This is a genomic window from Dyella ginsengisoli (assembly GCF_044904665.1).
Classification (GTDB): domain Bacteria; phylum Pseudomonadota; class Gammaproteobacteria; order Xanthomonadales; family Rhodanobacteraceae; genus Dyella_A; species Dyella_A ginsengisoli.
The window spans coordinates 1,129,029-1,141,127 of record NZ_JADIKM010000001.1 but is presented as its reverse complement, the minus strand read 5'-3'; the positions used below and the strand labels follow the sequence as shown (position 1 = coordinate 1,141,127).

The window sequence follows — 12,099 nt, the reverse complement described above, 5'->3', positions numbered from 1 at the left end:
CCCCGCGCCGCCTTGTCACGATGCTTCCGGCTGCCGCTCAGGCCGCCTTGCGGCGTGCCTGCAGACGGATCAGCCCGGCGATGTCGACGATCAAGGCCACCGAGCCGTCGGCCAGGATGGTGGCGCCGGACACGCCCGACACGCGGCGGTAGTTGGCCTCCAGCGACTTCACCACCGCCTGCTGCTGGCCGATCAGGCCGTCGACGAACAGGCCCACGCGGGTACCGTCGCCTTCCACCACGATCATCAAGCCGTCTTCGATCGCCTGCTTTGCGCCGGTGCAACCGAACGTCTCGTGCAGGCGGATCACCGGCAGGTACTCACCGCGGAAGCGGAACAGCTCGCCGCCGCCGACCACGCTGCGCACCGCGTCAGGCTTCAGCTGCACCGACTCCACGATGGACACCAGCGGCACGATGTAGCACTCCTGCCCCACTGCGGCGGTGAGGCCGTCGATGATGGCCAGCGTGAGCGGCAGCACGATGGTGAAGGTGCTGCCCTTGCCCGGGGTGGTGCGGATGGTGACCGTGCCGCCGAGGTCGGACACGTTGCGGCGGACCACGTCCATGCCCACGCCGCGGCCGGAGAGATCGGTGGTGACCGCCGCGGTGGAGAAGCCGGGCTGGAAGATCAGCTCCGCCACCGCGTCGTCACTCATCCCCTCACCCGAGGAAATCAGTCCACGCTGGATCGCCTTGGCGACGATCGCCTCGCGATTCAGCCCGGCGCCGTCGTCGCCCACTTCCACCACGATGGAGCCGCCGCGGTGGAACGCCTCCAGCCGCAGCGTGCCCTGCTCCAGCTTGCCGGCGGCGCGGCGCTTTTCCGGCATTTCCAGGCCGTGGTCGATCGCGTTGCGCACCAGGTGCACCAGCGGATCGCCGATCTTTTCCAGCACCGTCTTGTCCAGCTCGGTGTGCTCGCCGTGCATGTCCAGCCGCACGTTCTTGCCGAGCTTGCCGCTGAGGTCGCGCACCAGCCGCGGAAAGCGGTTGAACACCGAGCCGATCGGCAGCATGCGGATGCCCATCACGCTTTCCTGCAGCTCGCGCGTGTGGCGCGCCAGCTGGGTCAGGCCTTCCTGCAGCAGGGCGAGCTTGTTGATATCGAATTCTTCGCGGAACTGGTCGAGCATCGACTGGGTGATCACCAGCTCGCCGACCAGGTCGATCAGGCTGTCGATCTTGTCGATCGACACGCGCACCGAGCTGGATTCGGCGTTGGCTACCGGCGCCGACTCGCGCGCCGCGCGAGCCGTGGCCGCGTCGGTGACAGTGGCCTTGGGCGCCTCGGCGGCGGCCGGCGGGGCCACCACGTGCAGCGGCTCGATGGCGAGGTCGCAGTCGTCCTCCACCCAGTCGAACACGCTCTTGATCGTCTCGCGCGTCACCTGCCCGCGCAGCTCCATGGTCCAGCCGATATGGCATTGCGAGACATCCAGCGCGTCGAGCGCCGGCAGCTTGTCCAGCTCGGCCGTGACGGTGAGTTCGCCCAGCGCCTTGAGCTCGCGCAGCAGGCGCAGCGGATCGTTGCCGCTGGCGGCCATGCCCGGATGCGGGCGGAAGGTGATCTTCCACGCATCGGCATGGTCGCGGGCACGGCGCGCCTTGACCTGCGTCTCCGCGGCGCGGCCCATCATCGCGGCCAGCTCGCCGCGCAGCCCCTCGGCCACCTCGTCGTTCAACGGCTGGCCGGCCTGGGCGCGGGCGAACATGCCGCGCAGGCAGTCCACCGTGCGCAGCAGCAGCTCGATGATCGGCTTGTCGATCGCGCGACGGCCATCGCGCAGCTCGTCCAGCAGCGACTCGGCCTCGTGGGTGAACGCGGCCATTTCCGGAAACCCGAACGTGGCCGCACCGCCCTTGATCGAGTGGGCGGCGCGGAAGATGGTGTGCACCAGCTCCTTGTCGCCGCCCTCGTCCAGCGCCAGCAGCGCCGTTTCCATGTTGTCGAGTCCTTCCAGGCTTTCCTCGAAGAACACCTGGTGGAACTGCGCCATGCTGACGTTGGCCATGACTGCTTCTCTCCGGCTCAGCCGAGCACGCGGTTGACGGTGGCCAGCAGCTGTTCGGGATCGAACGGCTTGACCAGCCAGCCGGTGGCGCCGGCGGCCTTGCCTTCCATCTTCTTCTCGGTGTGCGACTCGGTGGTCAGCATCAGGATCGGCACGCCCTTGTACTCGGGCAGCGTGCGCAGCTCGCGCACCATCGAGATGCCGTCCATCACCGGCATGTTCACGTCGGCCAGCACCAGGTCGTACTTGCTGCCCTTGGCCTGGTCCAGTGCGAGCTGGCCGTTCTCGGCCTCGCTCACGTCATGCCCCGCGCCGCGCAGGGTGAAGGCCACCATGCCGCGCATCGACGCCGAATCGTCCACTGCAAGAATCTTTGCCATCTTCCACCTCGTTTCAGGCCGGCCGGGCGGCCGGCAGATCCAGTTCGCCATCCAGCCCGAGCAGGGCGGACGCCTCACGCAACACGTCGCTTGCGGCACTCCAGGTCACCGCGCAGCTGCCCTTGGCCGCCGCGCGGCGGAACGCCACCAGCAGTTGCATGGCTGCGCCGTCGACCTTCTCCACGGCCGCGCCATCCAGCGCCGCGGCACCGCCGCGGACGGCTTCGCGCAGCTGCGGCGCCAGCACATCGAGCGCGCCCAGCCGGCAATCCACCGGCAGCACGATCGCCGCCTCAGCCTTGCCCTGCCCGCCTTTTGCTGACGCCTTGCTGCCCATGCGCTTGCCCCGTGGCCGTGCTGGCCGTGACTTCGTTCGGAGGCCTTATCGGCGGCAGTGGCGGTGGCTTTAGGGCGACTCTGTCGACCCGACGCCCGGCGGAACGAAGTGTGGATGGCGTCTCAGTTCCGCCCCGGCCGCGCTCCACTCCCTTCCTTTCAGCCCGTGGTCCGGCGAGGCAGATGCGCCAGGACAACGTCGCCAGCCGCCTCAAACCCGCCCGTCATTACCAGCGACGGCTCAACAGCCGACAGGCTGGTTACGCTGGAAGCGCTTCACAAAGGGGCATGCCGGTCATCCGCCTTGTGGATTTGGCTGGAAAGCGCCAAAAAGCATCGCCGTCGCCGCCCTAAAGTTCCGCCGCCCGCCGCCGTTATCCCCGACAAGTCGTCGTGTATCCGCACGACCATCGCCGTGGGGCGAAGGAGCCTCGCATGATCATCCAGCCCACCAGCCTCGCCGCGCTCACCTGGCTCGGTGCCGCCTCCGGCACCACCGCGGAGAGCTGGCGCATCGGCGTGGTGCTGTCCGCGCGCCCGCTCGGCGTCACCGAGCAGGGCAAGCTGGTGCTGCAGATCGGCGGCATGGCGGTGGAGGCGGACATGCCCGGTGGCCAACAAGGCTCCCTGCCCAACCCGCAAACCCCGTACACCCCGCTGCCCACCGGACAGGCGTCCACGCCGCTGCCGGCGCAGTTCCAGGTGCGCGTGCTCAGCCTGGGCACCCAGCCCACGCTGGAAGTGATGCTGCCCAAGGCCAGCGATTCGGTGGCACAAGTGGCACTGCGCGAGCGCCTGCCGCAGCAGGACGGCTTCGCGCCGCTGCTCGCCACCGTGCAGGCGCTGGCCCAGCGCCCCGTGATGCGCCAGCTTCCCGCCGCGCTGCGCCCGGTGCTGGCGCAGCTGGAACAAGCCATGCGCACGCCCGCCGACATCACCACCGGCGCCGGCCTGCGCGAGGCCATCCTGCGCAGCGGACTGTTCATGGAATCGAGCCTGGCGCAGACCCCGCTGCTCGCCGCCGGCGTGGGCGAGGACGACTGGAAGGCCGTGCTGCTCAAGCTGTCCAACCTGCTCGACAGCTACGCGCCGCCGCGCGGCAGCCCGCTCAACCCCGGCGCCGCCGGCAGCGGCAACGAAACCGCCCCGCCGCTGCTGCAGCGCGGCCTGCAGGCACAGGCCCGCGCCGCGGCTACGGCCGCCGACCTCGCCGCCCTCACCGGCGAAGAAGACACCGCCCCGCTGCTCGGCCAGCTGCACACCGCCGTGCGCGCCGCACTGGCGCGAGTGGAAGTGGCCCAGCTCGAAGCGAGCACCGTCCCCGCGTGGATCACCGAGATACCCATCAAGAGCCGCGACGGCAAGGACGTCCTGCAATTGCAGCTCGACTATCCCACCGACGCCGCTCCCGATGCCCCGCGGCAGTGGACCCTGGGCTTCGCCATCGACCTGCCCACGCTCGGCCCGGTGCAAGGCGAGCTGCAGCTGCACGACCTGCGCCTGTCCGTGCGGCTGTGGGCCGAGCGCACCAGTACCACCGAGCGGCTGGAGCAGCAGTTCACCGCGCTGCGCCAGCGCCTGTCCGCCTGCGGCCTGCTGCTCGACCAGCTCACCTGCCAGACCGGCCTGCCGCGCGCGCACGGCCGCCACAGCGCCCACCTGCTCAAGGCCACCGCATGACCCAGGCCCTTCCCAACCCGCAGCGCAGGGTGACCCTGAAGCTCACCAGTGGCAGCGGCGACGCCGCCACCACCTCGCCGCGCGTGCCCGCCGAAGCGCTGGACCTGCTGCTCGCCCGCGCCCGCAACCAGGGCATCCCGCTGCACCACGATGCGCAGATCGCCAGCCTGCTCGCCGCCCTGCGCCTGCGCGACGACGTGCCCGGCACCCTCTACGCCGCCGCCGCCTCGGTACTGGCCTGCGTGTATGAAGCCTCCGGCGAAAAGCTCTGAGTCAGCGGGTGCGATGGGAACGCATCACCCTGAAGCTGTGCAGCAAAAAACGTCGCGGCTGAAGCCGCTCCCACAACGCCCGCGCGCGGCGCTTCCCTGTGGGAGGGGCTTCAGCCCCGACAGCGTCGGCCCTACCCTGCCCCCCTCACCGATCCAGCGGACTGACCACGCCCATCCCGCCGCGGTTGAGAACATGCGTATAGATCTGCGTGGTGGCCACGTCCTTGTGGCCGAGCAGCTCCTGAATGGTGCGGATGTCCTGCCCGGCTTCCAGCAGGTGCGTGGCGAACGAATGGCGCAGCGTGTGGCAGGTGGCGGGCTTGGCAATGCCCGCGCGATCGCGCGCCTGCTTGATCGCCCGCTGCAGCGTCGATTCGTCCACGTGATGGCGGCGCTCCACGCCATCGCGCGGGTCGACGCTGCGCGCTGACGCCGGAAACACGTACTGCCACCCCCAGTCACCCGCCGCGCCGCGAAACTTGCGGTCCAGCGCATCCGGTAGCCACACCCGGCCGAAGCCGGCGGCCAGATCCCGCTCGTGCACGCGCCGCGCCTCGGCCAACTGCGCGCGCAAAGGGTCCACCAAGGTCAGCGGCAGCATGGTGCGGCGATCCTTCGCGCCCTTGCCTTGCCGCACCACGATCTCGTGGCGCTCGAAATCCACGTCCTTCACCCGCAGCCGCACGCACTCCATCAGCCGCATGCCCGTGCCGTACAGCAAGTTGCCCATCAACCAATGCACGCCGCGCAGTTCGCCCAGCAGGGCCGTTGTCTCCGCGCGCGTCAATACCGTGGGCACGCGCTGCGGCCGCTTCGCCCGCTCCATGCCGTCCAGCCACGGCAACTCCACCCCAAGCACCTGCTTGTAGAGAAACAGCAACGCCGACAACGCCTGGTTCTGTGTGGATGCCGATACCCGGCCGCGAACCGCCAATCCGGTAAGGAACCGCTCGATATCCTCTGCGCCCAGATCCCGCGGATGGCGCTTGCCATTGGCCAGGATGAACCGCCGAATCCAGCCGGCATAGGCCTCTTCGCTGCGTATGGACATATGCAGCCGCCGCATGCGGTCGCGCACCTGATCGAGCAGCTTCGGCGACCTGCCGCCCGGCTCGCTTGCCGTATCCCTCTTGCCGTGGAACGATGCCATCCGTGTCACCCACCGCCGATAGAAGCCGCAAGATTAGGCTGCAGGATTAGGCTGCACGGAGCGGCACAAGTCGTTGAAAGTTGTAGGGGAGTCCCGCGGTGACAGGTGGATTTTCCGGGGATAGGCCGCAGGATTAGACTGCGTTTTGCAATCTACATAGCGTTAGGCCTCGCATGAAGCGTCATTGGGTCCTGCTGTCTTACACCACTGTGCTCGCGATGTCCGGCTGCTACGGCCCGGAGTCGCTGGGCAACAAATCCGACTGGGCTGCGCTTCAGGGCGTGGAGTACGCGCAACGAGCACAAGTTCTAGGCGCGCCAGTTGTGCTTCAGGTCGGGGACTATCGTGTTGCAGGCATTCCACAGTCGAACGCGCAAGGAAATGTTTGGGTTCTTCTTAACCCCAGCGCAGACGAACCGCTTTACAAGCAGCTGCCCGCAGGCAATTACACGCTCACTGCCCAGCAGCTCGCCGTGTTCGGCTCGATCGATCCCGGCGTACTAGCCCAGCTCCGACTACATGTGCAAAGGTGAGCCTAACAATTCGTTCAAGGCGGACGGCTCCGCCGCCGCTTAACTCCAGCGTTAGTGCTCACAATGAACGCTCACCGCTTACTGGCTGTAATTGTTTTCACCTCGCTGATCGCGGGTTGCTACGCGCCTCACAGCGATGCACAAGCGCGGCTCAATCACTGGAACACGCTGCTATCCAAAGAGCTACCAGCGGGCGCGTCAAAGGCAACCGTCCAGGCTTTTTTCTCGGGTCATGGGCTGGAGTCCAGCTACTTGGCCTCCGACCATGCTGTTGTTGCAATCGACCGAGACGTCGAGTCTGGCGGTACGGTTACAACAAGCATCACTTTCAAATGTCCGCTAGACCAAACTGAGCGGCTAGAATCATGCAGCACAGCGTTTGTCTATACGGGGCCCTGAGCTCTAACCACTCATTCGAGGCGGACGGCTTCGCCGCCGCTCAATTCCAGCGTTAGCCCTATCAACATGACCTCACGCGTCGACGAGCTCCTGCATATCGCCAATGCAATATCTCGGGGCGAGATTCCTGCGTATCAGCACAACGAGTGCTACACGTCAGGTGCCTTCGACCTGCTTCTGGTCGAGGCAAACGGCGGAGAAGCCTTCGAAATGTTGGAGACCCTGTGTCGACGCTTTGAGTCAGTCAAAGCCTCAGGCAATGGCATGAAGGGCTACTATGAGCTTGTCACTTTGCTGGCCAGGCAATCCAACACAACAGAGGTGCCGTCTGGCATGCATGCCGTCATCTCCGAACAGCCAGAGCTGTCTAGCGGCCTTCGGTCGTGGTACCGCGACGCAGGCTAACCACTCGTCCAAGCGGACGCGCGTACCGCGCGCCGCTTAACTCCAGCGTTAGGCATTCGGACAGTAATGAGCTCTGACATGGAAATTGGGCAAGTCATCGCTGAGCGAATCATGGTCTTCGTGCACGATACTGGCGAGCGAGAAGATGCGTCGCTGCGGGTTGGCTTGCCCGTGAGGATCAAAGATGAAACTTGGTGCTGCCCCTATGAGCTTCGCACCCAAGGTCGGGTAAAGGCGTTTGCCATGTATGGTGTTGACGCCCTTCAGGCCTTGGAGCTCACGATGAAAACGTTGCGTGTCGAGGTCGATCACTGGGAAAGGCATCGAAAGGGGAAATTTCACTTCCTTGATGGAGAAGGAGCGGCCATCTCATGAGGGGCTGTCGCAGCATGCCTAACAACACGTTCGAGGCGGACGGCTACGCCGCCGCTCAACTCCGGCGTTAGGCGTATCAGAGCATGGAAGAGTCGATCACTTTGAATCTCCCTTACGGCCTCATGGAAGAGGAGTGGTCTAGGGTTATGGGCGTCTACCAGGAAATGGACGGTTGGCTAGAGGGGCAAGATCTTCCCTGCTGGTTCGGCCCCGAAGGAAGTTCGAAATTCATTTGCGCTTCGAGTGAGCCAAGTGGACTCCTGCTCTCAGGAAGCATCGATCCTCTATTGTTTCGTGGCTGGGTCACGAAGTTGTGTGCAAAGCTCACAGCTAGTCTTGGCAGGGAAATTTATGACGCAGAGGTGTAGCGCTGTGGCCGACATGCCTAACAATTCGTTCAAGGCGGACGGCTTCGCCGCCGCTTAACTTCAGCGTTAGGCCCCATGAAAGCATCTCGTCTAAGCAAGCTAGAGGTTCAACTCGAAGCAGCCGAGGCTTCGCTCCTTGGCCTGCTCATGCAAGCTCTCCCTCGCGTCGCCCAGTCGGGTGAGATGCTTTTCTTCAACTCTCAATTCTCCCTAAATGCCACCCGCCCTCATTGGCTGCCTGGTGAGAGCGAGGAGCTTCTGTCCCTCGCTCAACAGGCCGTTTCGTTGCGAGGTGAGTTGGGCTTGCCGCTCCTCGGTTCCGTGGGTCAGCTCTATCTCTCTGCATGTAGCGAGGCTGCGAACTCAGCCAACGAAAACCGTCGTGGGCCGCGCCAGCTGGCAGCTTGGCTGCTAGGCGAACTGGGGCCTAACATCTCGTTCAAGGCGGACGGCTCCGCCGCCGCTTAACTCCAGCGTTAGGCTTTTCATGAGCACTCCTGATTGGTGGTCGCAACCTCCAGGCCCTCGCGGCGGCGGCGCCATCCTTTCGTCCGCAGGACTCTTGGCCGTCTATCTCGGCATCCTTGCCCCGCTCGCTAACCACCACGCACCCACGCTTACCCAACTGGCTTGCAGCCTGTTTGGCCTCCCCTTCGCAGCTGCAGGCGTCGCTTTCCTTGTATTCGGTCAACGTGCGGTCGTGGTCATTGGTGATCCGCGCAAGCCCATCAAGTGGGCTCGCTGGCTCACGGTTCCGCTAGTAGTCTCCGCGTTTGTAGCGTTCGGCTGGCTCAGGTGGCGGTACGCTGCCTAACAACTCGTTCAAGGCGGACGGCTTCGCCGCCGCTTAACTCCAGCGTTAGGTGCCCAAGGATGAATCTCCGCACTCTGGCCAAGATATTTTCTTTCTTTTTGGGCTTGTGCCTTGCCTTGCTGGGAGCAGCCTGGGCTTACATGGCAACTTCCGGCGCGGTCAAATCCGACATCACCGAGAGCTTCGTTGCTGCAGGCGGGCTTCTGCTGGCAGCCGCACCTTGTCTCGTATTTCCTTTTTCAGGTCGCCTCGCCAAAGCTCTGCTAGTCGTGTTCATCTTCGCGATCGCAGTGGGTATGCTTTGGCTTGTCTTCCAACCCAACCTGCCAGCCGAACATCCTGCAGTCCTCCAAGTAGCGGCCATTGCACTTGTTGTAATGCTGGTCGCGCGCGTTGGCTTGGCGCTGCGCCGGAAGTTATCGGCACCGAGCACCTAACCACTCGTCCAAGCGGACGCCGTACCGGCGCCGCTTAACTCCAGCGTTAGGACTCACACATGTTGCAGCTAACGGTGGTGGTGATGGGCTGGCTTTTCGCGGGCTGCACGGGCACGTACATGTACTCGTTCTGGAAGTTTCGTGACATTGTCAAAGCGGAAAAGCCCGAATGGCTTGGGGAAAGGAGTGGCTCGCTAGACTCCATCTATAGTAGTCAGCATATTTTTGGAGGTCGTAGGCACTCGGTAGCATTGACTCGTATCGCCTACGGTCTGCAATTGGGTCAGCTCAACTCTTCTCTTGCCGCTGCATATGCCAGGCGCATTCGGTTTTGCCTACCTTCGTGTCTCGTTCTATTTGCGGTAATCATCGGTTTGGGCCTCGTGCAAGCGTCCTAACCAATCATTCGAGGCGGACGGCTACGCCGCCGCTCAATTTCAGCGTTAGACCGCAAACCATGTCTCTCTCGCTGCTCCGAAAGCTCAAGGAATCGATCGAATCGCGCAGGTTCCGCAAGCAGGCGTGGCTTGGGCAGGACCAACCAGACGCCGACGGGGTCACGCCGTTCCAACGCGCCGCAGTTGCAGCCTTGCAGGATCAATTTGGAGACGTCTCGTTTTCTTCTGCTGGCAGTAAAGAGCTCTACCTGCGCGGCGAACTACCGGGCGCAAATGCAACACTCTTCATCTACAAGGATGGCGCTCAACTTCAGGCCCGCACAGCCGAGTTCCGGGCTGAGCGCTGGGACTACGAAAGCCCATCTGCTCTAATCAAAGAGCTTCTAAACCAGGGCCGTGCGGCATTGCGGTCTAACTGATCGTCCAAGCGGACGGCTTCGCCGCCGCTTAACTCCAGCGTTAGGCCGCACAAGGAGGTTTACGTGAAGATGCAGCTCGCGATCGGCTTGTTCCTGTCGTGCCTTGCTTTTGGCAGCCACGCGCAGTCCCTAGAACAACTTGATCAGCGCGCGCACGCAGACAAGGCCATCGATCTACTGAACCAGTTGCAGGATCAAGTCGATGAGCAGGCTCATGCCACGAAATATGAGTGCCTCAAGGCTTTCGGCAACAGCACCTTTTGTGGCTGTCTTTCAAGCAACTTGCCTGTCGCATTTTCCTTCGCTGATTACATCGCCATAATTACGCAAAGCAAGGAAGCTAACGGTTATGCCAAACTTACCCCCGACACAAAAAAGGCATATGACACCGTGCCGAGCGTCAGAGAAAAATGTGTGGCACAGGCGCGGAGCGCACCCTAACATTTCGTTCGAGGCGGACGGCTTCGCCGCCGCTTAACTCCAGCGTTAGGCGCTTATGTCGACACGTGTTCAAGTAATGGTGCTGAGTACAGTGCTCGCTCTGTCGATTGCCTCCTTCGCAATCGCTCGCCTCTACTCACCTTCTCTGGCTCTGAAGGTAGGCGTCGGTCCTGTCATATTCATGGGAATGGCTCTTTTTGGTCACCTCGTCACTCTCGACGACGATTCAGGAGAAAGCCTCTCTAATTTCCAGCCTTCATCTAGCATCTGGCGCAGTTCTATGTTGGCGCTTGCGCTTAAAGTAGGTCTGTTTGGACTTGTATGCTTTCTTGTTTTCTCGGGCTTGTAGCTACCGCGCGTTGTGGTGCCTAACAACTCGTTCAAGGCGGACGGCTTCGCCGCCGCTTAACTCCAGCGTTAGGGGGCTTGGGAAATGTCGTCGTCGCTGAAGCCACTAAAGTCAGTGGCGCACAACGTCTGCCACCAATTCGCCAGCACGCTCAACCACTGGGCCGGTGATTACGGCATTAATCACTTCGCGCGGTCGGTCGTTGCTGCCGGCGGCTCCGTCGCCGTGGATCTCCTCGCTGGCACAGCGCAGCCGCCCCTGGCCGGAGAGGGCGCCCTAGGTGTTCGTCAGCTGGCATCTGCTCTTCCAGCCCTGCTGATCAAGGAGGGCTTCGAGAGCAACACCCTGTCTTCCGCCATCGCCAACTATCGGATTCGCGGCCCTTTGCCTGAGCCCGGCGGCAACGTGGCGTACGATTGCCGCGTAGAGTTCAGTACAGCAGGGGGGGCGCTCTTACGTGGTCGAGCTGTCCGAGCTCAATGCGCCGTAGCCGCCCCCTAACAATTCATTCAAGCCGAACCCGCTTCGCGGGTCGGTTTAATTCAGGCGTTAGCCGTCAAAATACAGGTCTGCGAATCGGGATGCCAAAGTTACCAAGCAAAGACCAGATTGCGTTTCGTTGGCTCCTAGACCACATACCCATCTCGTGGTGGGTCGCTATCGTGGTCGCCGCCGGATCTCTGTTTTCTGCGGGCATCGGCGTCGGCCGGGTCTCGTTTCAAAACTTGGATGGCGACATCCGCGGCAAAATTGCTGTGCGCGACAAGTTGCAGTCCGACATTCAAGCGCTGTCGTCGCAAAAGACTACGCTTCAGGCCGAGATAGTCAGGCTTCAGGTAGACAAGAAGGTCGAACAAATGACGCCGGATCAAGTCAGGGAAGAGCTCAAGAAGTGGACGCGCGATTGACGGCTAACAGTTCATTCAAGGCGGACGGCTACGCCGCCGCTCAATTCCGGCGTTAGGCGAAGGCAGGGAGCAGCAGCTTGCGAATACCAAGGGTTCTCTGGTGGCTCTATTTCGCCTTCACCGCTTGGTCGTGGGTCCGCTCGCTCTTTGACCTACATGGCATTCCTGACTTTGTCTTGGCCATCTTCAATGGATATGGCGTTGTCGGTTTGTGGGGGTATCTGCGTGGCACGGTCATAGGATGGCGCAGGTTCTGGGTGGTTTACTTCGTGCTCTTCCTAGTCGAGGTTGGCTACAGTGTCTTGCCAGCCGGCTGGCTCGGAGTTCAGTCGGGTTCTCCACTAGTGATCGGCATCGTTGTTGGCGCAGCACTCGTTTGCGTACCGCAAGGCTTCGCACTCTGGCGCTACGCCTTTCATAA

The 12,099-nt window shown here is 63.1% G+C and carries 13 protein-coding genes; 9 read left to right on the top strand and 4 right to left on the bottom strand.

All coding sequences use genetic code 11. From position 1 onward, the window contains the following. Window positions 1-37: 37 nt before the first annotated feature. From ISP17_RS05170 to ISP17_RS05160, 3 genes are read right to left on the bottom strand one after another with little or no spacing between them, the layout of a single operon-like run. On the bottom strand, window positions 38-2,014 hold the full coding sequence (locus ISP17_RS05170; protein WP_404630692.1) for a chemotaxis protein CheA: 1,977 nt from the start codon (window positions 2,012-2,014) through the stop codon (window positions 38-40). Window positions 2,015-2,031: 17 nt separating this feature from the next. After that, window positions 2,032-2,394, bottom strand: coding sequence for a response regulator (locus tag ISP17_RS05165; RefSeq protein WP_404630690.1), 363 nt, complete (start codon window positions 2,392-2,394; stop codon window positions 2,032-2,034). Between the two features lie 13 nt (window positions 2,395-2,407). After that, the gene (locus ISP17_RS05160) at window positions 2,408-2,731 is read right to left on the bottom strand and encodes an STAS domain-containing protein (RefSeq protein WP_404630688.1); all 324 of its coding nucleotides are present in this window, start codon (window positions 2,729-2,731) and stop codon (window positions 2,408-2,410) included. A 434-nt stretch (window positions 2,732-3,165) separates the two neighbouring features. On the opposite strand from ISP17_RS05160, the gene fliK reads away from it, so the two are divergent. Further along, window positions 3,166-4,410 carry a flagellar hook-length control protein FliK gene (fliK, locus tag ISP17_RS05155; RefSeq protein WP_404630686.1) on the top strand — a complete coding sequence of 415 codons (1,245 nt, stop codon included), beginning with the start codon at window positions 3,166-3,168 and terminating at the stop codon, window positions 4,408-4,410. Then, window positions 4,407-4,682 carry an EscU/YscU/HrcU family type III secretion system export apparatus switch protein gene (locus ISP17_RS05150; RefSeq protein ID WP_404630684.1) on the top strand — a complete coding sequence of 92 codons (276 nt, stop codon included), beginning with the start codon at window positions 4,407-4,409 and terminating at the stop codon, window positions 4,680-4,682. The genes fliK and ISP17_RS05150 overlap by 4 nt, the downstream gene beginning before the upstream one ends. Window positions 4,683-4,827: 145 nt before the next feature. On the opposite strand, the gene ISP17_RS05145 is transcribed toward ISP17_RS05150, so the two are convergent. Beyond that, complete coding sequence (locus ISP17_RS05145) at window positions 4,828-5,832, bottom strand: integron integrase (RefSeq protein ID WP_404630682.1); 1,005 nt, start codon at window positions 5,830-5,832, stop codon at window positions 4,828-4,830. Between the two features lie 173 nt (window positions 5,833-6,005). Here ISP17_RS05145 and ISP17_RS05140 point away from each other — a divergent pair, with 173 nt between their 5' ends. The 7 genes from ISP17_RS05140 to ISP17_RS05110 all read left to right on the top strand — a co-directional run bounded on the left by ISP17_RS05140 (window position 6,006) and on the right by ISP17_RS05110 (window position 11,678). Next, window positions 6,006-6,365: a hypothetical protein gene (locus tag ISP17_RS05140; RefSeq protein ID WP_404630680.1), complete on the top strand. Its 360-nt coding sequence runs from the start codon at window positions 6,006-6,008 to the stop codon at window positions 6,363-6,365. Between the two features lie 465 nt (window positions 6,366-6,830). Then, window positions 6,831-7,169: a hypothetical protein gene (locus tag ISP17_RS05135; RefSeq protein ID WP_404630678.1), complete on the top strand. Its 339-nt coding sequence runs from the start codon at window positions 6,831-6,833 to the stop codon at window positions 7,167-7,169. Between the two features lie 78 nt (window positions 7,170-7,247). Continuing rightward, a complete protein-coding gene (locus tag ISP17_RS05130) occupies window positions 7,248-7,544 on the top strand; it encodes a DUF6968 family protein (protein WP_404630676.1) in 297 nt (98 codons plus the stop codon). A 1,241-nt stretch (window positions 7,545-8,785) separates the two neighbouring features. After that, window positions 8,786-9,163: a hypothetical protein gene (locus ISP17_RS05125; protein WP_404630674.1), complete on the top strand. Its 378-nt coding sequence runs from the start codon at window positions 8,786-8,788 to the stop codon at window positions 9,161-9,163. 457 nt (window positions 9,164-9,620) lie between these two features. After that, window positions 9,621-9,980, top strand: coding sequence for a hypothetical protein (locus ISP17_RS05120; protein WP_404630672.1), 360 nt, complete (start codon window positions 9,621-9,623; stop codon window positions 9,978-9,980). Window positions 9,981-10,043: 63 nt separating this feature from the next. Beyond that, window positions 10,044-10,421, top strand: a complete 378-nt coding sequence (locus ISP17_RS05115; RefSeq protein ID WP_404630670.1) for a hypothetical protein — start codon at window positions 10,044-10,046, stop codon at window positions 10,419-10,421. A 1,011-nt stretch (window positions 10,422-11,432) separates the two neighbouring features. Continuing rightward, window positions 11,433-11,678 carry a hypothetical protein gene (locus tag ISP17_RS05110; protein WP_404630668.1) on the top strand — a complete coding sequence of 82 codons (246 nt, stop codon included), beginning with the start codon at window positions 11,433-11,435 and terminating at the stop codon, window positions 11,676-11,678. Window positions 11,679-12,099 lie beyond the last annotated feature (421 nt).

Bases quoted from the DNA above. Each gene is read 5' to 3' on its own strand.
- ISP17_RS05135 (WP_404630678.1), top strand. From the start codon at position 6,831: ATGACCTCACGCGTCGACGAGCTCCTGCATATCGCCAATGCAATATCT.
- ISP17_RS05160 (WP_404630688.1), bottom strand. From the start codon at position 2,731: ATGGGCAGCAAGGCGTCAGCAAAAGGCGGGCAGGGCAAGGCTGAGGCG.
- ISP17_RS05120 (WP_404630672.1), top strand. From the start codon at position 9,621: ATGTCTCTCTCGCTGCTCCGAAAGCTCAAGGAATCGATCGAATCGCGC.
- fliK (WP_404630686.1), top strand. From the start codon at position 3,166: ATGATCATCCAGCCCACCAGCCTCGCCGCGCTCACCTGGCTCGGTGCC.
- ISP17_RS05145 (WP_404630682.1), bottom strand. From the start codon at position 5,832: ATGGCATCGTTCCACGGCAAGAGGGATACGGCAAGCGAGCCGGGCGGC.
- ISP17_RS05125 (WP_404630674.1), top strand. From the start codon at position 8,786: ATGAATCTCCGCACTCTGGCCAAGATATTTTCTTTCTTTTTGGGCTTG.
- ISP17_RS05150 (WP_404630684.1), top strand. From the start codon at position 4,407: ATGACCCAGGCCCTTCCCAACCCGCAGCGCAGGGTGACCCTGAAGCTC.
- ISP17_RS05170 (WP_404630692.1), bottom strand. From the start codon at position 2,014: ATGGCCAACGTCAGCATGGCGCAGTTCCACCAGGTGTTCTTCGAGGAA.
- ISP17_RS05130 (WP_404630676.1), top strand. From the start codon at position 7,248: ATGGAAATTGGGCAAGTCATCGCTGAGCGAATCATGGTCTTCGTGCAC.
- ISP17_RS05165 (WP_404630690.1), bottom strand. From the start codon at position 2,394: ATGGCAAAGATTCTTGCAGTGGACGATTCGGCGTCGATGCGCGGCATG.
- ISP17_RS05140 (WP_404630680.1), top strand. From the start codon at position 6,006: ATGAAGCGTCATTGGGTCCTGCTGTCTTACACCACTGTGCTCGCGATG.